25 protein-coding genes and 1 pseudogene are annotated in these 25,146 nt (G+C 61.0%); 4 read left to right on the top strand and 22 right to left on the bottom strand.

What is annotated here, in order from left to right; translation table 11 throughout:
- Window positions 1-241: 241 nt before the first annotated feature.
- The 9 genes from GKC70_RS03710 to GKC70_RS03670 form a co-directional block, all read right to left on the bottom strand.
- Window positions 242-1,786 carry an IS66 family transposase gene (locus tag GKC70_RS03710; protein WP_342650481.1) on the bottom strand — a complete coding sequence of 515 codons (1,545 nt, stop codon included), beginning with the start codon at window positions 1,784-1,786 and terminating at the stop codon, window positions 242-244.
- 18 nt (window positions 1,787-1,804) lie between these two features.
- Window positions 1,805-2,164: an IS66 family insertion sequence element accessory protein TnpB gene (gene tnpB / locus GKC70_RS03705; RefSeq protein WP_029614001.1), complete on the bottom strand. Its 360-nt coding sequence runs from the start codon at window positions 2,162-2,164 to the stop codon at window positions 1,805-1,807.
- A 331-nt stretch (window positions 2,165-2,495) separates the two neighbouring features.
- Window positions 2,496-3,332: a hypothetical protein gene (locus tag GKC70_RS03700; protein ID WP_342650480.1), complete on the bottom strand. Its 837-nt coding sequence runs from the start codon at window positions 3,330-3,332 to the stop codon at window positions 2,496-2,498.
- 112 nt (window positions 3,333-3,444) lie between these two features.
- A complete protein-coding gene (locus GKC70_RS03695) occupies window positions 3,445-4,098 on the bottom strand; it encodes a helix-turn-helix domain-containing protein (protein ID WP_342650479.1) in 654 nt (217 codons plus the stop codon).
- 2 nt (window positions 4,099-4,100) lie between these two features.
- Window positions 4,101-4,682: a recombinase family protein gene (locus GKC70_RS03690; protein ID WP_342650478.1), complete on the bottom strand. Its 582-nt coding sequence runs from the start codon at window positions 4,680-4,682 to the stop codon at window positions 4,101-4,103.
- Window positions 4,683-5,239: 557 nt separating this feature from the next.
- A complete protein-coding gene (locus tag GKC70_RS03685; RefSeq protein WP_342650477.1) occupies window positions 5,240-5,482 on the bottom strand; it encodes an AlpA family transcriptional regulator in 243 nt (80 codons plus the stop codon).
- A 94-nt stretch (window positions 5,483-5,576) separates the two neighbouring features.
- Window positions 5,577-6,149: a hypothetical protein gene (locus tag GKC70_RS03680; protein WP_342650476.1), complete on the bottom strand. Its 573-nt coding sequence runs from the start codon at window positions 6,147-6,149 to the stop codon at window positions 5,577-5,579.
- A gap of 466 nt (window positions 6,150-6,615) precedes the next feature.
- Window positions 6,616-7,617 (bottom strand): restriction endonuclease, encoded by a 1,002-nt coding sequence (locus GKC70_RS03675; protein WP_342650475.1) that lies wholly within the window; start codon window positions 7,615-7,617, stop codon window positions 6,616-6,618.
- A gap of 147 nt (window positions 7,618-7,764) precedes the next feature.
- Window positions 7,765-8,394 carry a hypothetical protein gene (locus tag GKC70_RS03670; RefSeq protein WP_342650474.1) on the bottom strand — a complete coding sequence of 210 codons (630 nt, stop codon included), beginning with the start codon at window positions 8,392-8,394 and terminating at the stop codon, window positions 7,765-7,767.
- Between the two features lie 87 nt (window positions 8,395-8,481).
- Between GKC70_RS03670 and GKC70_RS03665 the strand changes: the two are divergent.
- A pseudogene (locus GKC70_RS03665) lies at window positions 8,482-8,760 on the top strand (transposase); the annotation flags it as partial.
- A 192-nt stretch (window positions 8,761-8,952) separates the two neighbouring features.
- Window positions 8,953-9,441: a hypothetical protein gene (locus tag GKC70_RS03660; RefSeq protein WP_342650473.1), complete on the top strand. Its 489-nt coding sequence runs from the start codon at window positions 8,953-8,955 to the stop codon at window positions 9,439-9,441.
- A gap of 74 nt (window positions 9,442-9,515) precedes the next feature.
- Here GKC70_RS03660 and GKC70_RS03655 read toward each other — a convergent pair whose 3' ends face one another.
- From GKC70_RS03655 to GKC70_RS03645, 3 genes are all read right to left on the bottom strand, one after another.
- Window positions 9,516-10,280, bottom strand: coding sequence for an SDR family NAD(P)-dependent oxidoreductase (locus GKC70_RS03655; RefSeq protein ID WP_342650472.1), 765 nt, complete (start codon window positions 10,278-10,280; stop codon window positions 9,516-9,518).
- A gap of 43 nt (window positions 10,281-10,323) precedes the next feature.
- The gene (locus GKC70_RS03650; RefSeq protein ID WP_039580381.1) at window positions 10,324-11,049 is read right to left on the bottom strand and encodes an SDR family oxidoreductase; all 726 of its coding nucleotides are present in this window, start codon (window positions 11,047-11,049) and stop codon (window positions 10,324-10,326) included.
- 187 nt (window positions 11,050-11,236) lie between these two features.
- A complete protein-coding gene (locus GKC70_RS03645) occupies window positions 11,237-11,725 on the bottom strand; it encodes a hypothetical protein (protein ID WP_342650471.1) in 489 nt (162 codons plus the stop codon).
- A 244-nt stretch (window positions 11,726-11,969) separates the two neighbouring features.
- Between GKC70_RS03645 and GKC70_RS03640 the strand changes: the two genes are divergently transcribed.
- On the top strand, window positions 11,970-12,500 hold the full coding sequence (locus tag GKC70_RS03640) for a GAF domain-containing protein (RefSeq protein ID WP_342650470.1): 531 nt from the start codon (window positions 11,970-11,972) through the stop codon (window positions 12,498-12,500).
- A gap of 73 nt (window positions 12,501-12,573) precedes the next feature.
- Here the strand turns inward: GKC70_RS03640 and GKC70_RS03635 are convergent, their stop codons facing one another.
- Entirely contained in the window at window positions 12,574-14,214 is a 1,641-nt protein-coding gene (locus tag GKC70_RS03635; RefSeq protein WP_342650469.1) for a methyl-accepting chemotaxis protein, read from the bottom strand.
- A 347-nt stretch (window positions 14,215-14,561) separates the two neighbouring features.
- Between GKC70_RS03635 and GKC70_RS03630 the strand changes: the two genes are divergently transcribed.
- The gene (locus tag GKC70_RS03630) at window positions 14,562-14,978 is read left to right on the top strand and encodes an Ivy family c-type lysozyme inhibitor (protein ID WP_342650468.1); all 417 of its coding nucleotides are present in this window, start codon (window positions 14,562-14,564) and stop codon (window positions 14,976-14,978) included.
- A gap of 38 nt (window positions 14,979-15,016) precedes the next feature.
- Here the strand turns inward: GKC70_RS03630 and GKC70_RS03625 are convergent, their stop codons facing one another.
- The 9 genes from GKC70_RS03625 to GKC70_RS03585 form a co-directional block, all read right to left on the bottom strand.
- Window positions 15,017-16,309, bottom strand: a complete 1,293-nt coding sequence (locus GKC70_RS03625; RefSeq protein WP_342650467.1) for a PAS domain-containing protein — start codon at window positions 16,307-16,309, stop codon at window positions 15,017-15,019.
- Between the two features lie 225 nt (window positions 16,310-16,534).
- Window positions 16,535-17,818, bottom strand: a complete 1,284-nt coding sequence (dctM, locus tag GKC70_RS03620) for a C4-dicarboxylate TRAP transporter large permease protein DctM (RefSeq protein ID WP_039580398.1) — start codon at window positions 17,816-17,818, stop codon at window positions 16,535-16,537.
- Entirely contained in the window at window positions 17,818-18,450 is a 633-nt protein-coding gene (locus GKC70_RS03615; RefSeq protein WP_342650466.1) for a TRAP transporter small permease, read from the bottom strand. The genes dctM and GKC70_RS03615 overlap by 1 nt, the downstream gene beginning before the upstream one ends.
- 67 nt (window positions 18,451-18,517) lie before the next feature.
- Window positions 18,518-19,516, bottom strand: a complete 999-nt coding sequence (locus GKC70_RS03610; RefSeq protein WP_342650465.1) for a TRAP transporter substrate-binding protein — start codon at window positions 19,514-19,516, stop codon at window positions 18,518-18,520.
- Window positions 19,517-19,684: 168 nt separating this feature from the next.
- Window positions 19,685-20,503 carry a CoA ester lyase gene (locus tag GKC70_RS03605; protein WP_342650464.1) on the bottom strand — a complete coding sequence of 273 codons (819 nt, stop codon included), beginning with the start codon at window positions 20,501-20,503 and terminating at the stop codon, window positions 19,685-19,687.
- A gap of 19 nt (window positions 20,504-20,522) precedes the next feature.
- Window positions 20,523-21,722, bottom strand: coding sequence for a CaiB/BaiF CoA-transferase family protein (locus tag GKC70_RS03600; RefSeq protein ID WP_342650463.1), 1,200 nt, complete (start codon window positions 21,720-21,722; stop codon window positions 20,523-20,525).
- Window positions 21,723-21,742: 20 nt separating this feature from the next.
- Window positions 21,743-23,092 carry an MmgE/PrpD family protein gene (locus GKC70_RS03595; RefSeq protein ID WP_342650462.1) on the bottom strand — a complete coding sequence of 450 codons (1,350 nt, stop codon included), beginning with the start codon at window positions 23,090-23,092 and terminating at the stop codon, window positions 21,743-21,745.
- Between the two features lie 10 nt (window positions 23,093-23,102).
- A complete protein-coding gene (locus tag GKC70_RS03590) occupies window positions 23,103-24,266 on the bottom strand; it encodes an acyl-CoA dehydrogenase family protein (protein WP_342650461.1) in 1,164 nt (387 codons plus the stop codon).
- A 20-nt stretch (window positions 24,267-24,286) separates the two neighbouring features.
- Complete coding sequence (locus tag GKC70_RS03585) at window positions 24,287-25,114, bottom strand: MaoC family dehydratase N-terminal domain-containing protein (RefSeq protein WP_342651461.1); 828 nt, start codon at window positions 25,112-25,114, stop codon at window positions 24,287-24,289.
- Window positions 25,115-25,146: the final 32 nt, after the last annotated feature.

Raw genomic sequence — 25,146 nt, 5'->3', positions numbered from 1 at the left:
ACTGAATTTCGGGTTATTTGATAGCACTTGGTAAGCGTGCTCAATTGAGGTAGCACGCCCAAATTTTGGTGTGGGTCTGTAGCCTGTTCCAGTCTTGGCTCCGGCCACATAGCGAACTAGCGCCATCTCCAGAAATTCTTCCCATGATGCCACCACGCCCATGAAGGCGAGCTCCACTACCTGCCGAACATGCTTAGTACGCGATCCATAAACCCCACCTGCCCAACAGTGGGGGAACGGGTTACCGTGGCATCTCTGGCGAGCAGTTCCACGGTAGCAGCGCTTCGTAGTCTGCTACCGACGAGGCGTGCGGTAGCCGCTCTAGTACGTGGCGCAGCCACGTATAAGGCTCTTGGCCGTTGACCTTGGCGGTCTCGATCAGGCTGTAGATCTTCGCGCTGGCACTGGCGCCGTTGACGGTGTCGCTGAACAGCCAGGCCTTGCGCCCTATGACAAACGGCTTGATCGCTCTTTCGGCCGTATTGTTATCGATGGGCAAGTAACCCGCTTCGACATAGCGCTCCAGTCGACTCCAGTTGTTCGCCAGGTAATGCACTGCCTTGCCCAACGCACTTTGTGCGGTCACCTGCGACTGGGTTTTATCCAGCCAGCTTTTCAGTTGTGTCAGGATCGGCAGGCTTTTCTCCTGTCGACCAGCAAACCGCTGTTCATCACTGACGTCTTTGAACTCGCGCTCGATGCCGTACAGCTTGTTGATCATCGCCAGCGCGATATCAGCCCGTCCGGTTTTACCTTTGGGCTGCACTTTTTGCGCGTCCACGAACTTGCGTCGCGCATGGGCCATGCACGCCAGTCGCTCCACGCCCGGCTGCAACGCCAACGCGTTATAGCCGGCGTAATCATCAGTCATGACATAGCCACGGTAACTTTCCAGCAAGCGCAACGGCACCTCCTGCGCACGGCTGGACGTGTAATCAAACAGCACAACTTTTCGATCCGGTGGGCCACTGGCTTGCACCCACATCCAGGATTGGCTGGTCGGATCTCGATCCGGTTCTTTCAACACCTGTACACGGGTTTCATCGCAGTGAATCACTGGGCTTTCCAGCAACCGATCACGCATCAAATTAAGCAGTGGCTGGAAATGCTCGCTGCACTGGATCACCCAGCGTGCCAGCGTTTGCCGAGGGATATCGATACCGTGGCGGCTAAGTACCGTTTCAAACCGATGCAACGGTAAACCGTCGACATACTTGGTGGTCAGTAGCATGGCCAGCACGCTGGGGCTGGCCATGCTTTTCTCGATCAACTGGGCAGGCTTGTCGGCGGTGACCGGTGCGGCTTCACAGCCACGGCAAGCGTAGATCTTGCGGATATGTTTGATGACCCGGATCTGCATCGGCACGATATCCAGTTGCTCACTGGTTTCTTCCCCGATGGCATGTTTGCGGCAACCGCAAGCACAGGTCAGTTCGTGTTCGGGCAGTTCGTGGATGACTTCGATACGCGGCAGATTGGCCGCCAACGGCTTGCGTTTGCCACGACGCACTGTGGGTGCAACGACTTCCTCATCAGCGTCGCCAACCAACGGCATTGGCTCGCTTTCAGGCTCATTGAACAAGGCCAACTGTGGCGTGTTGGGTTCTACGGATTGCTCGGACTTGCGTCCAAACAAACGGTCACGCAACAGCTTGATCTGTTCTTTCAGGTCGACGATGTGAGTCTGATAAGCCTGAGTGGTTTCCTCCTGACGATTGAGGGCCTCAAGCAACAGTTGCTTAAGCAAAACAGGATCATCAGGAAGGTCATCGGGCAGAGAAATCATGGCCCGGATTATACCGGGTTACGCCACGTAGCGCGGCGTCAAAACCTGATGAGGACGATTACGCCAGAGGTCAAAACCGTCGAGCAGCCAGTTGAGTTCCTGGACGGTCAGAATGATCGCCTCGTCGGTGGCGTCAGGCGATGTTTTGAAACGCTCGGATTCGAGGCGCTTGAGCCAAAGGCAGAAGCCGTTTCGTTCCCAGTAGAGGATCTTCACGCGGTTGCGCGGCTTGTTGAGAAACACGAAAAGCACGGGGTCAAACACCGCCACTTTGATATCCAGTTCGACCAAAGCGGCCAGGCCGTCAATCGACTTTCGGAAGTCGACGGGCTTGGGGTAGAGATAGACTTTTTCGACTTTGGCGTCGGGTCGCATCATGACGGGGCTGGCTCCAGAAAGAGATCGGGAGCACAGCATTGGGGATCAACTTCGCGCTTTGAATGTGGGGTTCATGGAGCGGTTACGGTCTACTTCGGGTGGGCGTCCAGCCATTTTAATCACTCCTTGATGTCTATAGCGCACTACAGTATCCGGCTAAGGCACATGTGTCTATTCATGCATACGTAGGATGAAGCAGCCTATCAGTTCGTGAAATGACGGGGCGCCCTCCCGCCATTCGCGAGTAATGCCACAGGGCGTCGCCTTGAGAGATTGCTGTCGCCTCAGAGCGGTTGCTTGGGGAGCGGCAACAGAGGCTGCTAGAGCCGCACTAGGAGCGCAGCCAATCCTTCATTGCTTCATAGAGATCTCTGCCAGCCTTGGTAGCAGATCGGCTGGCGTATCTCGGATTGGATTGCAAACTGTGGGCGGTAAAGTCGAACTCTTTACAGCTATAGGATACCCAAGCACCCGGAGTATGAAGCTCGGTCACCGCAATCGCTTTATTGCTCCAGCGTTGGCGATAACCTCTTGTCGGAGGTGATGCGGCCAGATCCGGTTCCGGTGCAAGTAGCTTTCGGATGGCTTGTATATCGAGGGCAGCCGGGATGCGAGCGATTCCATGAAGATGCAAGGGATGGTTCTCTCCGCTGTCACTGTTGGCAAACTCCAAGACAAAAACGAGGTCTACAATGCCGAGTGATTTGAGGAGAGCGGAAAGATAGTCGGTCGGTCCTTTCTTGGCTGACAAGGCGGCTTCAGCTACCTCATGGCCTAGACGAAAATTTATGACCTCAGCGCCAGACTTCAATGCAAACCCTAGAAAGCTGAAAGCACGCTTTGTGTCAGCCGGCAACCTTCGTTTCCAGTCTTGAAGAAGTACGTCAGAAGCGTAGTCCTGTGCGATTGCTTTTAGGTGAATGTTGTTGGCTTTCAGGGTATCTATTCTTGCTTGGTCTTTTGTTTCCTGAAGCTCTAATCCCCCTAATACTGCTAGGTTCTTCACATAGGACGTATAGAAGCCCGCCAAAACCCCCGCGATAGCTGGTGTGCAGCGTTTTTTTGCTGGTGGCGTAACAGCAGCCTTTTTTGGAAAAGGGCCGCTCGCCTTGATGGTGCCTCCCTCAACAAAATTTCCGGTGCTGAGCTCCGTGTGCTGATGCGTCATGATTTAACTCGGCACCGATGCGATATATTGGATTTTCAAAATGGTCATCCCGGCAGAGGCCCCAGGGTGTTCGATACTTACACTGCGTTCTAAGGGTTTGACACTTGGTCAGTCAGGTTCCGGTCATGAGTGAGTCATCGCCCTCACAGACGATTTCGTCATCCGCCTGCTTCAGCTGGGCCAAACGTCTGCTTTCCATCCAGCGCAAATTCTCAAGCTCGTCTTCAACACCCTGTAGCTCTCCATTGCGTTCAGCTTCCTCTAGGCGCTGTTGTGCCCGCATTTCTGCGACATCGTCTTCCGTCATGATGTGAATCCGGAGCTCCGGTATTTCGTCAATTTCTAACGCCTGATTCAGCTTCTCAATGGGTAGGGCGCGGCGCGTAACGTCTTGTGTCAGCTTGAGCGTTGTCGACGCTGCGGCCAGCCCCCGGAACGCCACCGGGTCAGCGGGATCGAGACTTTCTATTGCGTTTGCAAGCTTAGCCCGTATCTGCTGAGTCAGCGCCAGCTCATCAGCAATCAACGACGCAGCGGCCTGCTGCACCGACTCCAAAGAGTAAGCGGTGGTCAGCAGCTCGTCTCTTGCCTTCTCGATCAATGCCTGGGTGGCTGCACCAGCGACGGCATTATGTTTCTTCAGCAGGCGCTGAACGGTGCTGATACTAATGACCAGGCGATCAGCAATGGCAGATACGGTCCATCCTGCCTCTCTGAGTATCACAGCCTGTGTAGCTTGGTCTGGCGTTTTCTGTTTGCCTGCCATGATCATGCCCCTTCTGTAACGGTTGAGGTCTTGCTGGCGCATGCTCGCTTGACTGCGGCAACGGAGATTTCAAACTGCGTGGCGGTTTCCTGGATTGTTGCTGAGTTTTCTCTCCGCCAAACGCGGACCGCTTCATCATCAATCCGCTTCGGAGCACCAAGCTTCTGCCCTGTCGCACGAGCGCGGGCGATGCCGGCCATCTGACGGGCTTTGATGTTCGATCTTTCTAACTCAGCCACAGCTGCGAGCATAGTAAGCATCGCTTTTCCAATCGAAGATGAGAGGTCAAAGCCTTCCCGCATAGAGACGACTGCTACACCTTTGGCTTTCAGAGCCTCGACTGTTTCCAGCAAATCAATGGTGTCCCGTCCCAGACGATCAATTGCAGATACGATCAAGGTATCGCCCTTGCGAGCGAACTTGAATAGCTCTGCGAAGCCGGGGCGGTGTAGGGCTTTCGTTGCACCGCTTGTTGCCTCGTCCGCGTACCAGTGTTCCACGTTGTGCAGTGCAGCAATCGAATGGCGCTGCGCGTCAGTGCTTTGATCTTCTGTACTGACTCGGACGTAGGCTAGGACTGTCATCGGATGTGTCACTCTGCGGCTCAAAAGTATGGCTCAGAATATATAGCATAGCTCAGATTAAATCAACACATCTGAGCCATATGATCACCTAACGTTTTCACCGAAGAAGCGAGGGTGATTTTCTGGCTCAAAAAGTACACCTTCTGAGCCAGCGAGCCTCATCACAATATAAGCTGCCAATGCTGGCTAGGGCGCTGGAGAACGATCTTCCCAGCTATTTCCAAGTAGAGACCGGATTGCTGTCTCATCGGGACCGAACAACCTCAAACCCTCCGCCACCGAAATGACTGTGACCCCTTTCGCCTTCATCGCTCGAAGCACGACACGTATTTCTGCACGGTCGGAGCCTAGCCGATTCAGGCTCGAAATGATCAACATGTCTCCCGGGCGGGCAAATTTCCGCAGGTCGAGAAATCCAGGGCGATCTAGAGCGTTAGTCGTCCGGATCGTCGCCATATCTGCAAACCAATAGAGGTTGTCAGAATCCTCGTCCCTAACATTGAGCTTAGGGGAGGTTTCCTGACCATTAGGGTCCACAAAGACATAGGCAAGCGCTGTCATACAGCCTCCCCCCTAACGCTGGAGCTCAACGGTGCCCCTTCTGAAATTCGCTCCTCTACCCACATTTCGATGGCGACAGAATCCCACCCCACGGCACGCGCGCCGAGAGAGACGGATTTAGGAAAGCGCCCTTGGCTCATCAGGTTGTAAATATGAGCCCGCTTGAATCCGGTGCGGAGCTCGACCTCCGGGAGCCGAAGGATTCTGCGAGGGTGAAACGACCGCGTTGGAATTTCCATGTATTGCTCCTTTGCGCTGGTTGGCGCTGCTTGGTGTAGGAGCAAGGTACGGCATGGTTGGAAAGCTTCGGCTCAACTGAGATTCACCAAAATCTCATTTGGACTTTTTGCCAGACCGAGCCGCGTTTCCCCATTCGAGAAATTTGACGACCGTAGTCCTCCCCGGCATAGCGATCCCGTTGGCTGCTCCAGCTTGAATGATCGCGTCTGCCACACTCCAAGGTTTAGTGATGTTAGTGGGAGACATAGTGGCCAATGCTGCAATGATCGCCCCGGCACTAGCCTTTTCGCGGTCGTCCAGGACATCATTGTCAGACGGGACCCTAAGCAATCTTCCCAATAATGCAGTGACGTCTGCTGGCTTAATCATCAGTTCCGCCGAGCCTACGTCAATCAGCGCCTCCCACACCCTCGTAACCTCGTTGAAGCTGTCATCGTCACGAAATACGGGGCCGGCCATGCTAATCATGGTTGGTATCCCAGGACGTGCCTTCCTGATGGCAAAGATGCTCAACACCTTTTGTGGCCCAGCTTGATAAACCCTTTCGGGTAAGTCGTCGGGCTCGCCTGATACCTGCGTCAGCCCACTCGCGCTCGGTAGCCGGATGTACAGCGAGCAGTTACCATTTTCGCATTGCAAAAGGAGATCATCCGTATCCATCGGCAAGGACGTCGCGCTCGTTAGGTTTAGGAGGGCTTGACCTATGGTAAGAAATTGGAGATGGGAATGATCTCGACGCATTGGGATCTCGCGTGGCTAGAGGCTTCAGAACTACTGAGTCTATAAGGCTCCGTCGCTTGTGCAAATTTCATCAACGAGCGCATGCGTCCACCGCAGGCTTCATCCCCGCAATTACGCATTAGCATAAAAAGGCCACGGAGTAGGCTGTCTGGTAGTCCCGTCCAGAAGTCGACCGCTATTGAACCTAAACCACCGTTGATAACGCTCTGGTCATCGACCATGCATTCCAAAATGCATTCCTGACAGAGAAGGTAAAATGTAAATTTTCATAATATTCAATAGGTTATTAGGACTGTTCAGATTACCCCGGCTCACAGGTATAGAAAGGACTAAGCCACAATAAAGCGATCACGACCACTGCCTACCCTTGATCTCCCAGCACCACCCCACTTCAAGCCGGCACATAAAAATAAGTCAAAGGCACCAACCGCTTAGTCTGCGGATCAGTAGCCGGATAATGCGCCATCAACGTCCGCGCTAGCTCATCCAACGTCCACATCGTTAGATGCACATTCGCTCGCTCTCCCTCATACAGCGCGTCTTTCGTAAACCCGCCCGTGCTCACATACAAACCCCGATCATCCTTGTGGCGTCCACTGAGAAAGCTACGAATTTCATTGCTGCCCATTCGAGCTTCACGGTGCTTCACCTCGACCACGATTCGCGGCGGCTCGAAGCCGAACCCATCTGGAGACGCAATGATGTCTTTACCTCGATCAGCGCCCGCAGGCGAGACGAGTGTCTTGTATCCCATCGCTCGCAGAATGCCCGCTACCAACTCCTGCATGTCTGCCCAGTCCAGGCTGTTGATCTGGTCCTTGATCCGCTCGAAGGCAATTTCCTGCACGCCTTTCAATGGGTCTTCCAATACTTCGGTTTCTTCGATGGCATCCTTCACCGAGGCGGACAGTGTCTTGCCATTGGCGAGTGCCAGCAGCTCTTTCTGCGCATCTTCAGCGACATTGAAAACGGTCAATGTAGAACCCAGGCTGTTACGGCTGGCGCTGGTGAGCTTATCGCGGTCGACTTCAAGCGAATACCATTCCACTGGGCGGGCCAGCGCCATGCCGTCATGTGCCAGGTCTTCACGGTACTGACTGGGGCCTGTGAACGCGCCGACCAAATAGATGCGGTTGGCAGGGGAGTATGTGACGACGGTGTCGCCGATTTTTATCTCGTTAACGAAGCGGAAAACCTGCGAGGCGCCGGAAACGGCAGTGGCGTCTTTGATACCAGGCTGGAGGTCTTTGTAAGCTTGGATAAGGGCTTTGCGAGAAACACCGGGCTTAGCTTCAACGGCAAGTTGAGCCCAGCCGATAGCTGCCAGGCTACGGTCACGAAAATCATCGTAAAGTCGGCCGCCGTCACCTCGAATCATCCACATCGCGGGCATGCTGATAGTCTTCCTGTCCATGAGTTGCCGGAGATTTTAGCAGGGTGGGCTAGCACAGGCTCTGCCAATAATCGCCCGAGCCCCCTCTGATATAGACAGAGGGCGTATCGCAAGGAATGGGCGACTGCAAAGCCGCAACTCTTCACATCAGTTTTCTTTACGGGCCAAAAGCCGAGCGAACATTGCAGTCATAAGGTCTTTACTCACCTCACTCAGTTCATATTCAAGATCTTGAAGCTCCTCCACCGTAAAGCTGGCTGACACTTTGCCTGCGAACTCTTCACCCAAGCATATGATTCGATCGACCTTTACACTCTCAGGCAACCTCGACTCTGTTAACTCCAGCATTCTCGTTGTGAATTCAAGGTACTGGTCAGCATGAACTGCATATAGCCTATCTTCAACACCTCCCTTTTTAGCCCAAACATCATGCTGGATACGATTTCGGCGAGGCCGTATCGAATTCATCCGATCTAGGACTTCATTGACATTTTTCAGCTCTCCACCAGCGAGACACTCAGTTGCGATATTCCTTGCCCCCTCAGCTGCCTGTGCGGCCGTTTTATATCTTTTTAATCTATAGGCGGCATCGTCAGGCGTCACATTTAGTAAGACTGCAAAAAGACAGTTCAGGTGTACTTCAGTCTGCGCCCAGCACGCCGCTATTTCGCCTATTTTTTTGGAAAACTGGGGCATCTCCCGAACAACGTGTGGGCCAACCTCCATGAGCAGCGACCCATCACTATTGAAAAACTGCAAACCGTATTTTTCCTGCATGCGTAACCTCCTGAGTAAATTAACCAAGAACATCAGAACAGCTAGCACGATAGCTCAATGAATCGCCCCTGCTTTCCTAGACTCTCTCGAAGAGCCAGGAATCAAGTGATTCCACTCTTTATCTTCCCGTCAGGCATTCGAAAAGTGACCCATACAACCAACGCGATCGAAAGCATCAACGCCCAGCTACGCAAGATCATCAAAACGCGTGGTCACTTCCCAACGGATGAGGCCGCCACCAAGCTGATCTGGCTGGGGCTGCGGAACATCACGGCAAACTGGGGCTCAGCGGCCCATGACTGGAAAAATGCGATGAATCAATTCGCGATGCTGTACGGAGATCGATTTATCAGGCCGACCTGGTAAACGCATGGCCAGCCTACTCCCCCCACCTGATAAATCTACCAGTTGCCCCCCTCCCCCCCCTCACCGAATATCAACCCCGAAACCGCAAACGCCGCTGCGTCACTGCCTACTCAACACGCAAACGCAGCCCACCCTTGCGGCATTTATCGTTATCTGGATCGAACACAGGGGTTCGCCCTACTGGAGCACAAGATGACCGCGATGAGTGAGCTTTACAAGAACGCCAAAGTATCCTACACCACTGATTACTTTAAGGACCTGAAGCCCCGCACTGAACTCGATGGTGAAGTGCAAAGGCCCGGCTATACACTCAAGCTCACCCCCAATACCACAGAAGCGACGTTCCTGGTGGTCGATGCCGATAATGATCGACACAGTATCCTCGTCTATGGAAACAACGGGCATTTCGCTTCTGATGCATCCTTCGAACTGACCTTCGATAAACCCACCAACTACATCGCGCTGCAATGCTTCTCTTCTTCCTGGGACTACAGTCGGGTGGTCATCTATGACAAAGACGGCAACCCGCTGCATCATGCCCCTGTAAACTTCGACACCACGGTTAAATATTTCGGCCCCGGCATCCATCGAGCGGTCTACGAAGGTCCCGTAGAAGAGTTCGAGCTGAGCCTCAACTTGGTTTCCGTCACCCATGGTCTGGGCCGTCTCAAGAACGTTTAAGTGCTGGCGACCGGAAGGCGCTGACACTCCTTGTCAGCGCCATGCGTCCTAAATGGCAAGAGGGCCCCGCCCCCTCACCTCACCAAATACCCCCCATCCACCACCACAACCTCCCCCGTCACATAACTCGCCGCCCCCGAACACAAAAACACCGCCACCGCCGCCACTTCCTCCGGCTGCCCCACCCTCCCCATCGGCGTCATTTCCATCCACTTACAAAACCACGCCTCATTCTCCATCCCCTCTCGCGACAAATCCGTCTCGATATACCCCGGCGCCACGGCATTCACCCGAATCCCCTGCCCCGCCACTTCACTGGCCAAGCTCTTGGTCAACATATGCACCGCCGCCTTGGACGCGTTATACGCCACCTGCTGCTGCGGCACGTTCGACACCAACCCCGATATGGACCCGACATTCAACACCGCCCCGCGCCGCTGTTCGCGCATGATCGGCAGCGCGGCGCGGCAGCAGCGGAACACGGCGTCGAGGTTGACCGCCATCACGTCGCGCCAGGCCTGGTCGGGGTACTGCTCGGTGCAGCCGTGGCTGGCGATGCCGGCGTTGTTGACCAGCACATCCAACCGGCCGTGCCACTGGTGGGCGCGCGCCACCAGGCGGGCGGCGGCCTCGGGTTCGGTGAGTTCGGCTTCGATGAAGCGAAAGGCTACGCCTGCTTCTTCCAACACCGCGGCTGCGGCGTCGTTGAAGCGGCGGCCGCTGATGACCACATAGGCCCCCACCTCGCCCAGGGCCTGGGCGATTGCCAGACCAATGCCGCGTGTTCCGCCGGTCACCAGCGCGACCTGGCCGTCGAGCCTGAATTTATCAAGGATCATGTCTACCTCTTCTTATGATTGTGGGTGCAGTCGCGAGGACGCTCTACAGATCGACATTGCTCGGCAACACCACCAGATCGCGCACCGTGACGTTGCGCGGGCGGCTGAGCATGAACAGCACCGACTCGGCCACTTCGCGCGGCTCCATCAGCGAGCCGTTGGCCAGGGCTTCGTTGAGCTTGTCCTTGGGCCAGTCCTTGAGCAGTGCGGTGACCACCGGGCCTGGCAGCACCGAGCAGACGCGGATGCCGTGGCGCGCCACCTGGCGGCGCACGGTGTGGGCGAAGGCCTGCACGGCGAACTTGGAGGCGGTATAGACCGGCTCGCACACCACCGGCACCACGCCGGCCACGGAGCTGGTGATGACGATGTCGCCGGTGCAGCGCTCGACCATGTGCGGCAGCACCGTGCGGATGGCGCGGAAGGTGGCGTTGACGTTGAGGTTGAGCATGCGGTCCCAGGCGTCCGGGTCCGCTTCGAGCACGTCGCCGCCGACGTAAGCGCCGGCGTTGGCGTGGAAGATGTCCAGGCGGCCGTAGCGCCTGAGGATGGCGGGCAGCAGGCCGTTGACGCTCGCGGGATCGAGCAGGTCGGCGACCCAGGGTGAGGCGTTGCCGCCGAGTTCGTGGCAGGCCTGCTCCAGGGCCTGCTCGGAGCGGTCGATCAACATGACCTTGGCGCCTTCGGCGAGCATCGCCCGTGCGCATTCCAGGCCGATACCGGCCGCTGCGCCGGTGATGGCGGCGACTTTTCCAGTGAGGGTGTGCATGGTGTATCCCTTACAGCCAGACGGTTATGGAAAACCAATCCTTGACCCGACCTGTCCGTAGATCGGGCTGCCCGGCCACACGCGCGGCGGGTTGCCATGGCGCGTGCGGCGGGCCCATGCCTGCCTTTGCCCCGAGGGGCGGTCAGGGCAGTGTAGTCGCTGTGGCGGGTTGTGCGAGTGGTTGTGCTCAGCGCACGGGGTTGAGCTTGAGCAGCGCGCCGTCGTACCAGACCAGCGCCAGGTCACCGGCGGCGTTGCTATAGAACGTGGGACTGGCACCTTGGACCGGTCCCCAGTGGCCGGTTTCGCAGTGCACGGAGTAAGCGGTGGTGTCGTGCAGCCCCAGCTTGTCGAGCAGCGCGCGGGCGTCTTCGTCAGGCGCGGTGGAGATCGTATTGATCACTGGCTGACTGCAGGTATCGCCCGAACCTTGCGGGGCATCCCACTTGAGCAACTTGGCGCTGAAGGTGAGGGTCTCGTTCATGAGGCTCGGGTCGTTATCCACCAGCGCTTGCACGCCATCGTCGGACACCGCCACACCGGCGACGCTCCAGCGGCCATCGAAGGAAAAGCCCTGCGCCTCGGTGGCCGAGGGCTTGGCAGTATTGCCCGCATCGCAGGCGGCCAGTGCCAGCAGCCCAACGGTCAAGACAAAGGGTTTGGCCAACGGATACATTCAACTATCTCCCTGAAAGAAATATCTGAAGTGTTGGGGGCAGGCTGGAAACAACCCGCCTGGATAGTTCAGCACGTAAAGGTCATCCGTTCGAAGCGCTGCCGCGCGAACGCGCCGTGCTAGCATCCTCACACTTGGATGTGGGGCAATGACTTGGACCAGGATGGGTTGTCGGTCGATACAGGGTCGGCGGTGGGTTCGACGTCATCGTCACGTGCAGCACAACACACATTGAAGAGCGCCCATGCATACCCAGACGCTAGAGCTGTCGCAGTATTTGTCTCAACCCGAGAGAAATGCCATTGCCGAGATCGAAGCCACCACCAGCATCCTCAGGCTAGTGACTCGTATCACCCGCATGAAGTTCGCGGCGATTGCCAAGTTCAACGAAGACGAATGGCTCACCTGCTCGGTGCACGACCCCGACGACATCGGCCCGGAGGTCGGCGAAAGCGTGCCGATCGAAACCACCATCTGCGATGAATTCCGCACCCTGCCCAACGCCTTGCTGATTCCGTCGATCAGCGAGGTGAAGCGCTTCGCGCAAAAGCCGATCGTGCGTCAGTACGACCTGGAAAGTTATGCCGGCGTGCCGATCTTCCTGCCGGACGGGCGTTTGTACGGCGCGCTGTGTGCGTTGGACACCACGCGCACCGCCCTGGACGATCCTGACCTGGCAGAAACCCTCACGCTATTCTCGCGGCTGATCGGCTGCATCTTCTACAACAACCTGCAGCAGGACGCCGACGACCCGTCGATGCAGTACGCCCGCTGAAAACACCCGCTCGCTAAACGCCTACAGGGCACCACGCTGCTTGCAGCGGGTGCCCTGTTCAGGGTGGCGCCGATCAGAGGCGGAAGCGGCCGACCAGGTCGTTGAACGAGATGGCCAGGCGCGACAGCTCCTGGGCCGAGGCGGTGGTCTGGTGGGCGCCGGCTGCGGTCTGGGTGGAGAGGTCCTGGATGTTGACCAGGTTCTTGTCCACTTCGCGGGCCACGTGGGCCTGCTCTTCGCACGCGGTGGCGATCACCAGGTTGCGGTCGTTGATGCTGGCGATGCCCGAGGCGATGGATTCAAGCGCCTGACCGGTGGCCGTGGCCAGTTGTTGGGTGTTGTTGACCAACGTCTGGCTCTTGGCCATGGCCACCACCGCTTGGTCGGCACGGGCCTGGACGCTGCCGATCATCTGCTCGATCTCCACCGTCGAGGACTGGGTCCGGGCAGCCAGCGCCCGCACTTCGTCGGCGACCACCGCAAACCCGCGTCCTTGCTCGCCGGCACGGGCGGCTTCGATGGCGGCGTTGAGTGCCAGCAGGTTGGTCTGCTCGGCAATGCCACGGATCACGTCCAGCACCTTGGCGATGTCTTTCACCTGGCCGGCCAGGTGCTCGACGGTGTCCGAAGAGGCCTGGATTTCCACGGTGGCGTTGTTCACCGCAGCCACCGCCTCACGGGCCTGGCCCACGCCTTGGTCGGCCTGTTCGCGGGCAGCTTTCGAGGCTTCGGAGGTGGACACGGCGTTGCGCGCCACTTCGTCCACCGACGAGGTCATCTCGTTGACGGCGGTGGCCGCCTGTTGGATTTCGTCGTTCTGCTTGAGCAGGCCACGGCTGCCATCTTCGGTCACCGAGTTGAGCTCTTCGGCGGCCGAGGCGAGTTGGTTGGCGGCGTCGGAGATCTGGTGCAGGGTCGACTTGAGGCTGTTCTGCATATCGCCGATGGCATTGATCAGTTCGCCGGTTTCGTCGCCGCTGGTGCTGGAGACTTTCTGGGTCAGATCGCCCTGGGCGACGCGCTGGGCAGCCGTCACGGCTTCGACGATGGGTCGGCTGATCAGGCGGCTGATGAACAGACCCAGGGCGAAGGCGATGATGAAGGCGATGACGATACCGGCGTACAACACCGTGGTCACTTGGGTTTCCAGCGCATCGGCGGCCTTGGCCCCCTCACCGATCTGACGGTTGTTGGATTCGACCATGATGGTCAACTCGGACAGGATCTTGTCGTACGACTGTGCCAACTCACCCGACAGCACCGCACGGGCACTTTTCAGATCACCCGCCTGGGCCAGGTTGACCACCTGCTGCAGTTGCGCCTGATACACCGGCCACAACTTTTCCATGCGATCGCCCGCCGCGCGCTCGTCATCTTCCAGCGGCGTCGCGCGATAAGTGGCGAAGGCTTTTTCACTGGCGGCGCGGTCGGCTGCCATAGCACGCAGGATTTGATCCTTGATCGCTTGATCAGCGTTTTCGGCAGTCGCGGTAATCAAAGAATAAAGGTCGCGCTGCTGGGAAATGGCCATAGCCCTGGCCTCCCCGGTTTTGGACACCGACACCAGGTTGTTGGAGAACACCAGGCCGAGGCTCTGCGCCATCTGGCTGACACCGCGCCCGCCCAGCAGACCGATGGCCAGAGTGATGAGCGCGCAGACACCGAAGGCCGTCATCAGTTTGGTCGATAATCGTGCGTTTCTGATGAAATTCATTTCAATCTCGAATGTAAGTGGATATACCAAACGGATCGGCACTCTAACGCCATTATTGAATGTTTATTTTAGGATCCAATAGATACAGTGCGCCCATACAGCTTGTTCGTAATGAGAGTAATTCCGAGTAAATTATTGTGCTGAATGCCTATACAGGTGCGCGTATATGTCGCACTTCGACAGTTTTAAGTTAATAGACAGCGGTGCACTCGACCGGTACGGGAATGCCGCTCTGATAGATTCGTCTACAGCCGTACGTAAATCCCAACTACGCTAAACAGCAGCGGCGCATCGCTCGGCCTGGGTCGGACGGTCAGCGCCAGGCACAGTCATTACAGGAGTCGTCGATGAAGCTCACCCCCTCTCTGCTGCTGGGAACCCTGTTCACCTGCTGCACCCTTCAGGCCACTGCCGCCGATCAATACTTGCCGGATCTGGTGCAAAAAGCGCCCTACAAGGCGGCCTACGCCAAGATGCTGATGCTGCCGGAGTGGATCAGCCAGGCCAAAGGCACCGCCTCGCCGCTGCGCAAGGTCAAGCTGGGCGACGACACGGTGCTGGTGGGTAACGTGTGCAAGCCCCACGACTGCAAGGACAACCAACTGGTGGTGGTCTTCAACGCCAAGGGCACGCAATCATGGGGCTTGCTGGCCACCCGCGAGGACAGCGATGGCGCGTTCGAGAAGCACTACCTCGGCTCGCCGAACGAGGCCGTGAGAGCGCTGTTGGAAACCACCTTCGAGCGCGACAATCCCGACGACTGAACACCACGGCCGGGGCTGCACGGCAGCCCCGCCGCGCCTTAACCGCGCATCATGTCCGCAGCCTGCTCGGTGGCTTCGGTGGTGCGCGTCGCCAGCTTCCTCACCTCATCGGCCACCACGGCGAAGCCCCTGCCCGCCTCGCCGGCACGGGCCGCTTCGATGGCCGCATTGAGTGCCAGCAGGTTGGTCTGGCTGGCGATGCTCTGGATGGTGCCGACGATCTGCGTCAGCTTGGTGATGTTTGATTCCAGGGTGCGCTGGTGCGCCGCCTCGGTCTCGCGCATGGCGTTCTGCTGGTGCTGCAGGTCCACGTCCACCAGGGCCCCCACCACCCGCAGCGGCGCGCCGCTGGCATCGCGCTTGGTCTGGCCACGGGCACGGAACCAGCGGTACTCGCCGCTCTTCATCTTCAGCCGGTACTCGACATCGAAGGGGGTCTTGCCGCTGCGGTCATTCAGGTGCGCCTGGAAGGCTTCCAGGCTGTAGCCCTTGTCGTCCGGGTGCAGGCGCGAGGCCCAACTGTCGAGCACATCGGGGAATTCCTCGACGGTCTCGAAACCGAGCAGACGGCGGAACTGCGGCGACCACCAGAAGGGGTTCTTCGGGTTCACCGGATCCCCGGCGATCACTTCCATGTCCCACAAGCCATCGGAAAGCATTTCGCGCGCCAGCTCGAAGCGGGTGATGATCACCTCGTGCTCGGCCGCGCGCTCGAGCTCATCGTGGATGTCGCGCAGGGCACCGGCCACGCGCAGCGGCGTGCCACGGCCGTCGCGCAGGGTTTCGCCCTGGGCGAAGAACCAGCGGTAGCTGCCGTCCTTCATGGCCAGGCGATTCTTGACCCGATAGGGCGTCATGCCGGACTTGTCGTTCAGGTGGCGGGCGAAGGCATCCAGCGTGGCCGCGCGGTCGTCCGGATGCAGCCGGTCGGCCCAACTGGCCAACACGTTGGGAAAGTCCTGCTCATTGCGGAAGCCGAGCATTTCGCGGAACTGCTGCGACCACCAGAAGCGGTTGCGCGGGTTGACCGGGTCGCCCGCGACCACTTCCATGTCCCACAAGCCCTCGCTGGAGGCGCGGTTGACCAGGTCGAAGCGGGTTTCCGAAGCACGCGCCGTGCCGTCGGCCTCGGCCAGCAACTGACGCGCCGACTCCAGCTCGCGCTCGAGTTCGGCAATGCGCGCCTGGTCCTGCGCGGCTTGCGATTCACGGGAGGTCCAGGCCTGTTGCACGGCCATCCAGTTGGCCGGGCCTTGGCCTGCAAGGGATAACGATTGGGTCAGCTGTTTGAGCGCCTGAAGCTCGCCGGACCGGCGGAAGAGATGCAGCATGATTGGGGTACTCGAAGGAAGACGGGGCGCCTTTCCATGGCTGACGAGGAAGATCTGCAAGGCACGCCGGTGCGGGCTGCACAAGCCCGGCACGGGCAACGCGACCTTCGACCCGCGCGGCAGTCGAAAGGTTGCGCTGCATTACTGGCGATATGATATCCAAGCCCTGGGATTTGCGCTGCGTCCTCATCGAACCACCGGTCGCCCGCCGCCTTCGCGCACCGGCTACGGCATGCCCAACCAGGCCGGCAAGGCCAGCGAGATGAACGGCACGTAGGTCACCAGCACCAGGAACAGCAGCAGGATCGACAACCACGGCAGCGCCGCGCGAATGGTCTGGCCCAGGGTCAAGCCGGTCACCGCGCTGGTGACGAACAGGTTCAGCCCCACCGGCGGGTGCACCAGGCCGATCTCCATGTTCACCACCATGACGATGCCCAGGTGGATCGGGTCGATACCCAGCTTCATGGCGATGGGGAAGAAGATCGGCGCCAGGATCAGGATGATCGCCGACGGTTCCATGAAGCTGCCGGCCACCAGCAGCACCACGTTGACCATGATCAGGAAGCCCAGCGGCGTCAGGCCCTCGGACAGCACCCATTGGGTGATCTGCTGGGGAATCTGCTCGGTGGTCAGCACATGGGCGAAGAGCATGGCGTTGGCGATGATGAACAGCAGCATGATGGTCAGCCGGCCGGATTCGAGCAGCACCTTGGGGCACTCGCGCCAGCTCATGTCGCGGTACACGAACAGGGCGATGAACGCCGAGTACACCGCCGCCACTGCCGCCGCTTCGGTGGGGGTGAACATGCCGCTGTAGATGCCGCCGAGGATGATCACCAGCAGCAACAGCCCCCAGAATGCGCGGCGCGCGGTGCGCAGCCATTCGGCGAAGCTGGCCCGTGGCTGCGCGGGCAGCTTCTTGATGCGCGCCACGATGTAGATGGTCACCATCAGGAACAGGCCCAGCAGGATGCCCGGCACCACACCGGCCATGAACAGCTTGCCCACCGAGGTTTCGGTGGCGGCCGAGTACACCACCATGACGATCGACGGCGGAATCAGGATGCCCAGGGTGCCGGCGTTGCAGATGATCCCGGCGCCGAATTCCTTGGGATAGCCCGAGCGCACCATGCCGGCCACGGCAATCGAGCCCACCGCCGCGACGGTGGCGGGTGATGAACCGGACAACGCGGCGAACAGCATGCACGCCAGCACCGCCGCAATCGCCAGGCCGCCGCGAATGTGCCCGACGCAGGCGTTGGCGAAATCGATCAGACGCTGGGCCACGCCACCGGTGGTCATGAACGCGCCCGACAGCAGGAAGAACGGGATGGCCAGGAAGGTGTAGCTGTCGGAGGTCTCGAACAGCTTGATCGCCAGCGAGCTGAGCGAATCCTGGCTGAACAGCAGGATCGACACCGCACCGGACAGCCCCAGGGAAATGGCGATCGGCACGCCCAGGAACATGAACACGAACAGCAGCAGGAACAGGCAGATGACGGTCATCAGTGTGACTCCTCGCCCGGGTTGGCCAGTTTGCTCGCCTCGGCGGCTTCGTCTGCCAGGCCCAGTCCGGTCTGGCGGTGGGTGACGATGCGGTAGAGGATTTCCAGGTAACGCACGATGATCAGGGCGAAGCCGAACGGCACGATCAAGGCGATGTGGCCGACCTGGATACCGTAGCGGTCCAGGTCCTCGGCACCGATGCCGGCGGTGAGCACGGCACTCACCCACTTGAGGCTGGCGATCAGGAACAACCCGGCGTAGGCCAGGCAGCAGGCGCAGGCGACCATCGCCAGCACGCGCTGCACCGGTTTGCGCGCACGCCGCACCAGCACGTCGACGCCCAGGTGGCCGGCGGTGCGCACGCCATAGGCGATGCCGAAGAAGATCAGCCAGCCGAACAGCGCCTTGGTCAGGGCGATGCTCCAGGTCATTTCCTGGGCGTACCCCATCAGGTGATCGCCGATGTCGAGCAGCGGCTCGCTGACGAAGCTAAAGCGGTCGCTGAGGCTGTAGAACAGCGTATAGAGGTTGTTCACGGCCACGTAGATGAAGGTGATCAAAGTCATGGCCGCCAGGAGCAAGGCGATCATGCCTTCCTCGAAATGCTCCCAGACGTATCTGATCCGTTGCATGGGCAATCTCCGGACAGGAAGGGGCCGGGCCGCCTGGCGAACAGGCGGCCGTAGGCGGTGACGTCGATCAGGACGGGGAATTGGCGGCGTCGGCGGCCTTGATCAGGTCGGCGCCGATCTGCTCGGAGAACGTGTCCCACACCGGACGCATGGCCTCGCGCCACTGCGCGCGTTGCTCGGGGGTGAGCGCGTCGATCTCGCTGGTCTTGGCGTCGATGATTTTCTGCCGCGAGGCCAGGTTCAGTTCCTCGGCCTGCTTGTTCACCTCGACCGTGACCTTGTCCATGATCGCCTGGAGTTCGCCGCGCACGTCTTCGGGCAGGCTGTTCCAGAACTTGGCGTTGGTGATCACCATGTAGTCGATCAGGCCGTGATTGGTCTCGGTGAAGAACGGCTGCACTTCGTTGACCTTCTGGCTCTCGTAGTTCGACCAGGTGTTCTCGGTGCCGTTGACGGTACCGGTCTGCAGGCCCTGGTAGACCTCGGCGAAGCTCATCTTGCGCGGGTTGGCGCGGATGGCCTTGAACTGTTCTTCGAGCACGCTGGAGGCCTGCACGCGGAACTTCAGGCCACGGGCGTCCTTGGGCAGGATCACCTTCTTGTTCGCCGACAGTTGCTTGAGGCCGTTGTGCCAATAGGCCAGGCCATGAATGCCCTTGTCTTCCATGGAGGTGAGCAAGGCCTTGCCCTGCGGGCCGTGCTGGAAGCGGTCGACGGCGGCCAGGTCGTTGAACAGGAACGGCAGGTCGAACAGTTGCACCTGCTTGTTGTAGTGCTCGAACTTGGCCAGCGACGGCGCCAGCATCTGCACGTCACCCAGCAGCAGGGCTTCCATTTCCTTGCCATCGCCGAACAGCGAAGAATTGGGGTAGACCTCGACCTTGACCTTGCCCTTGAGCTGCGGGTCGGCCTCCACCAGTTTCTGGAACATCAGCGCGCCCTGGCCTTTGGGCGTGCTGTCGGCCACCACGTGGGCGAACTTGATGATCACAGGGTCGGCGGCGTGGGCGAGCCCGGCCATGGAGACGGCGGCGGCGCACAACAGCGCCTGGGTCAGCTTCAACATCGATGTCACCTTTTATTGTTGTTGGATGGATCAGCAGGGAAGCGTGCCAAGGGTACGATGGCCCATGTGGGCGTGTGTGCAGAATCTGCTTTTGTGTAAGCCTGCGTTTGGCTGGGGTGAACGCCCGCCTCGCGCTGGCGTGTTGGCCGAGGGTCCAACCGCTCGCGATCAGCCCAGTGCCAACAACCGCTGCGCGCGCAACAGCACCGGCGCATCGACCATCTGCCCGTCGAGCTGGAACGCCCCGGCGCCCTTGGCCGCGACACTGGCCTCGACCACCCGCCGCGCCCAGGCCAGCTCGTCGCTGCTCGGCGCCAGCACGCCATGAATCAACGGCACCTGGCTGGGATGAATGCACAGCGCCCCGCCATAACCCATGTCGTAGGCATGGCGCATGGCCCGTTGCTGGCCCTCGGGATCGCCGATGGCCGGGAACACGCCGTCCAGCGGCGGCGCCAGATCGGCCCCTCGCGAATGCAACTGCACGGCCATGCGCGCCTGGTCGAGAAAACGCTGCGCGGCAGCGCTTTCGCTGTTGAGGTTCAGGTCCAGCGCCAGGTCGAGGCTGCCGAACGACAGGCGCTCGACGCCCTCGGCCCCGGCGATGCGTTCCAGCGCCAGCAAGCCCTTGGCCGTCTCGATGATCGGCAGCACCGGCTTGCCGGTGCGCCAGGCCAGCGCCACCTGCGCGGCGCTCTCCACCTTCGGCAGCAGCACCGCGACCACCCCCGCGTGCAGGGCGCAGAACGCCAGGTCGTCGGCATGCCCGGGGTGCTGCGGGGCATTGACCCGCACCCACACCCGCGCCTGCGGCTGGGCGCAGAGGAAGGCGGCGAGGTTGTCGCGGGCCTGGGCCTTGAGCGCTTCCTCCACCGCGTCCTCGAAATCGACGATCACAGCATCGGCCCCGGCTGCCAAGGCCTTGGCGAAACGCTCGGGACGACTGCCGGGCACGAACAGCGCGGAACGCACGATGGATCGTTGCATCGGTATCGGCTCCATGTCCTTACACCACACCGGCGGCAGCGAGCCGGGCCTGGTCATCGCGGGAGAACCCCAGCTCTTCGAGAATCACCGCACTGTGCTCGCCCAGGCCCGGCACCGGATCCATGCGCGGCGTGAAGGCGCTGTTGCGCCCTGGCGGCAGCAGCGACGGCAGCGCACCGGACGGACTGTCCACCTGGCGCCAGCGGTCGCGGGCCGCCAACTGCGGGTGCTGCCACACGCCGTGCATGTCGTTGACCCGGGCATTGGCGATCTGCGCCGCCTCCAGGCGCGCGACCACCTCGTCCAGCGACAGCGTGGCGAAGCCATCGACGATGATCTGGCGCAACACCTCACGATGCTCGGAACGGCGGAAGTTGGCCGAGAAGCGCGGGTCGCTGGCCAGCGCCGGGTCGAGCAGCACCTGCTCGCAGAACACCTGCCATTCGCGCTCGTTCTGCAGGCCCAGCATGATCGTGCCGCCGCCACCGGTGGGAAACGGCCCGTAGGGGTAGATGGTCGAGTGCGAGGCCCCCGCGCGCGGCGGCGGCGGCGCGCCGTCGTAGGCGTAGTACATCGGGTAGCCCATCCACTCCACCAGGCTTTCCAGCATCGACACATCGATACGGCTGCCCACGCCGGTCCTGTCGCGCAGCAACAGCGCCGAGAGCACGCCGGTGTAGGCGTACATCCCGGCGGCGATGTCGGCCACCGAGCAACCGGCCTTGGCCATCTGTTCCTCGCCCGGCCCACCAGTCACCGAGAGGAAGCCGCCTTCGCTCTGGATCAGCAGGTCGTAGGCTTTCTTCTTCTCGTAAGGCCCGCCCTCGCCGTAGCCGGAGATGTCGCACACGATCAGCCGTGGATAGCGCGCGTGCAGGGCCTCGAACGACAAGCCCATGCGCGCCGCCGCGCCCGGCGCCAAGTTCTGCACCAGCACGTCGGCCTTGGCCAACAGGCCGTGGAGAATGCCGTCGGCCTCGGCCTGCTTGAGGTCCAGGGTGAGGCTCTGCTTGGAGCGGTTGGTCCACACGAAGTGCGAGGCCAGACCCGCCACGCGCTGGTCGTAGCCACGGGCGAAGTCGCCGCTGCCGGGGCGTTCGATCTTGATCACGCGCGCGCCCAGGTCCGCCAGTTGGCGGGTGCAGAACGGCGCGGCGATGGCATGTTCCAGGCTGACGACGGTGATGCCGTCCAGCGGGCGGGGAGCCGGTTGAGTCATGGCGAATTCCTGTTCGGTAGTCAGTGCAGATCGGCCAGCGACTGCGCATCGCGCAGTTGCCAGACACGCTCGATCAATACCCGGCCCTCGTCCGCGCTGCGCTGCCCGGCATAGGCCAGCAGGCGCTGGAACTTGGCTTCCAGTTCGGCACGGCTGAGGGTATTGCCCGGATCGCCCTTGGGCTGGTCGATGGCGGCGCTGAAGGTGCGGCCATCGACACCGCGCACCTCGACCCGGCCCAGCCAGCGCGCCGGGTAGGCGGCGTCCACTTCAGGGTCCAGTTGCATGCGCACCTTGTCGCGAAACGCCGCCACCTGCGGGTCGCTCAGGGCCAGGTCGCGGAACTCCAGCAACTGCGCACGACCGTGCACGGCGATCAGGCCCAGCACGGTGCCCATGGAAAACTTGGCCTGGTGCACCGTGGTCGGCGTGCTCACCCGCCCCAGCACATCGATGGCGCCTTGATGCACGCGAGTGACCACCTCGGCGATGTCCCCGTGCGCCAGCCCTTCGCGCTGCATCAGGTGCAACAGGGCGTCGGCGGCGGGATGAGTGTGGCGGCAGGAGGCGTGGAACTTGAACGAGGTTTCCGCCAACGCCCAGCGGGTGCCGAGACGGTCGGACAAGCGCGACGGATCGGCATCGCGGGACATGCCCGCCGCCAATCCCTGCTCGCCTTCGAGCACATTGCGCGCCCCGGTCAGGCCATCGGCGGTGAGGTAGGCGGCCAGCAGGCCGTCGGCGGCGGCCTTGGCCGTGTGCAACTGCTTGGAGTCGGCCGCATCGCGCAGGAACTCCCACAGCCCGGCGGCCTGGGTGCCGGCGCTGCCCAGCAGGTTGACGAACTGCTCGCGGTCGAAGGCCATGAGCTTGCCCACGCCCACCGCAGCGGCCAGGGTGCCGACCGTGGCGGTGGTGTGGAAGATGCGGTAGTGCGAGCGGCCAAGGAACTCGCCGATACGAATACCCGCCTCGTAGCCGGCCACGGCAGCCAGCAGCAGTTCCTGGCCGGACTTGCCCAGGTCCTGGGCCGCCGCCAGCACGGCGGAGAACACCACGGTGGCCGGGTGCAGCACCGAACTGTTGTGCAGGTCGTCCTGCTCCACCAGGTGCGAGGCGGCGCCGTTGACCAGCGCGGCGAAGTACGGCGAAGTGCGTCGCCCGCTGGTCAGCACCCGCGCCCGGCCCGAAGACGGGCCCATGCGCTCGGCATAGCGCTCGAACAGCGGAATCGGGTGCGAGCCCTGGCTGGCCAGGGCCGAGCCGAGCCAGTCGAGGAACAGGTCTTCGGTTCGGTTCAGCACGGAAGCGGGTATGTCGCTGTAGCGAAGTTCGGCGAGGAAGCCGGCCAGGGCCTGGGTATCGCGCATGGTCAGGCCCTCAGAAGCTGCGCGGCAGCTCGAGCAGGTGCTCGGCCACGTACGACAGGATCAGGTTGGTGGAGATCGGCGCCACCTGGTACAGGCGGGTTTCGCGGAACTTGCGCTCGACGTCGTATTCGTTGGCGAAGCCGAAGCCGCCGTGGGTCTGCAGGCAGGCGTTGGCCGCTTCCCACGAGGCCTTGGCCGCCAGGTACTTGGCCATGTTCGCCGCGGCCCCGGCATTGGCGCCACGGTCGTACTCGGCGCAGGCGCGCCAGCGCATCAGGTCGGCGGCCTCCAGTTCGATATGGGCTTCGGCGATAGGGAACTGCACGCCCTGGTTCTGGCCAATCGGACGGCCGAACACCACGCGGTCGCGGGCGTACTGGCTGGCCTTCTCGACGAACCAGCGACCGTCGCCGATGCACTCGGCGGCGATCAGCGTGCGCTCGGCGTTGAGGCCGTCGAGAATGTAGCGAAACCCCTTGCCCTCCTCGCCGATCAGGCTGCTGGCGGGAATCTTCAGGTTGTCGAAGAACAGTTCGTTGGTCTCGTGGTTGACCATGTTGGCGATCGGCTGCACGGTCAGGCCCTGGCCGATGGCCTCGCGCAGGTCGACCAGGAAGATCGACATGCCTTCGGACTTCTTCTTCACCTCGGCCAGCGGCGTGGTGCGCGCCAGCAGGATCATCAGGTCCGAGTGCTGCACACGCGAGATCCACACTTTCTGGCCGTTGATCCGGTAGTGGTCGCCCTGGCGCACGGCGGTGGTCTTGAGCTGGGTGGTGTCGGTGCCGGTGGTCGGTTCGGTGACGCCCATCGATTGCAGGCGCAGTTCGCCGCTGGCGAGCTTGGGCAGATAGAAACGTTTCTGTGCCTCGCTGCCGTGTCGCAGCAAGGTGAACATGTTGTACATCTGCCCGTGGATGGTCCCGGAGTTGCCGCCGCAGCGGTTGACCTCCTCCAGGATCACCGAGGCCTCGGCCAGGCCAAGGCCCGAGCCGCCGTACTGTTCCGGGATCATCGCCGACAGCCAGCCGGCGTCGGTCATGGCCTTGACGAAGGCTTCCGGAAAGCCTTTGCGCTCGTCGAGCTGGCGCCAGTACTCGGCGGGGAATTCGGCGCACAAGGCGCGCACGCCTTCGCGGATGGCAGTGAGGTCATCGCTGTCGTAGCTGTGCATGGGGGCGTCTCTGCTGAGGGTCAGTCGAAGGTCACGTCGGCGCTCTGGGCGATGCCATCGGCGTTGCCGGCCCACAGCCGGGCCGTGCCGGGCACGTCGAGGCAGCCGCTCACCTGGAAGGGCGTGGGCAAGGTCAGCGGGCGCAGGCCGCGGTAGGCGAAATGACGCACGCGCTTGTCAGGATGGGCGCGCCTGAATGCGCGCAGGCTGAGGGTGGCGATCAGCGGACCGTGCACCACCAGGTCTGGGTAGCCTTCGCTGTGGGTGACGTAGGGCTGGTCGTAGTGGATGCGGTGGCCGTTGAAGGTGACGGCCGAGTAGCGGAACAGCAGGGTCGACGTCGGTGCGATGGTTTCGCTCCACTGGCCCGCTTCGCAGCCCTGGCCGCTGCCGGTCTTCGGCGGGTTGGGCTCGCGGTAGACGATGTCCTGTTCTTCACGCACGCACAGCCGGCCGTCCTGGCTGTAGTCATGGCGCACGGTGACGAACAGCAAGGCGCCGCTGCGTCCGAGCTTCTCTTCGATGTGGGTGATGGTGGAGAGGCGATGGGCCTCACCGCCAACGATCAACGGCTCGATGAACTCGACCCGCCCGCCGGCCCACATGCGGTTGCGGTTGTCGGCCGGCGGCAGGAAACCGCCCCGTGCCGGATGGCCATCGCCGCCCAACTGCGCCTCATCGACCGGCTCCTGGAAAAAGCACCAGGTCCACAACGGCGGCAGCGCCTCGCCATGCCCCGGCGCCGTTTCGCCAAAGGTGGCGGCAATGCGCTTGACCAGATTGCGGCTGAGCACATCCCAGGCCTCTTCGGTGCGGCCGATCCAGGCGCTGTAGTCGGTAGGGTGCATCGGAGCAGTCATGAGTGGGGCCTCTGCGTCTT

Source organism: Pseudomonas sp. REB1044 (assembly GCF_038813925.1).
In the GTDB taxonomy this organism is placed as follows: Bacteria; Pseudomonadota; Gammaproteobacteria; order Pseudomonadales; family Pseudomonadaceae; genus Aquipseudomonas; species Aquipseudomonas boreofloridensis.
Note: the sequence above shows the minus strand (reverse complement) of the source record. Positions and strands in the feature narration are given on the sequence as shown.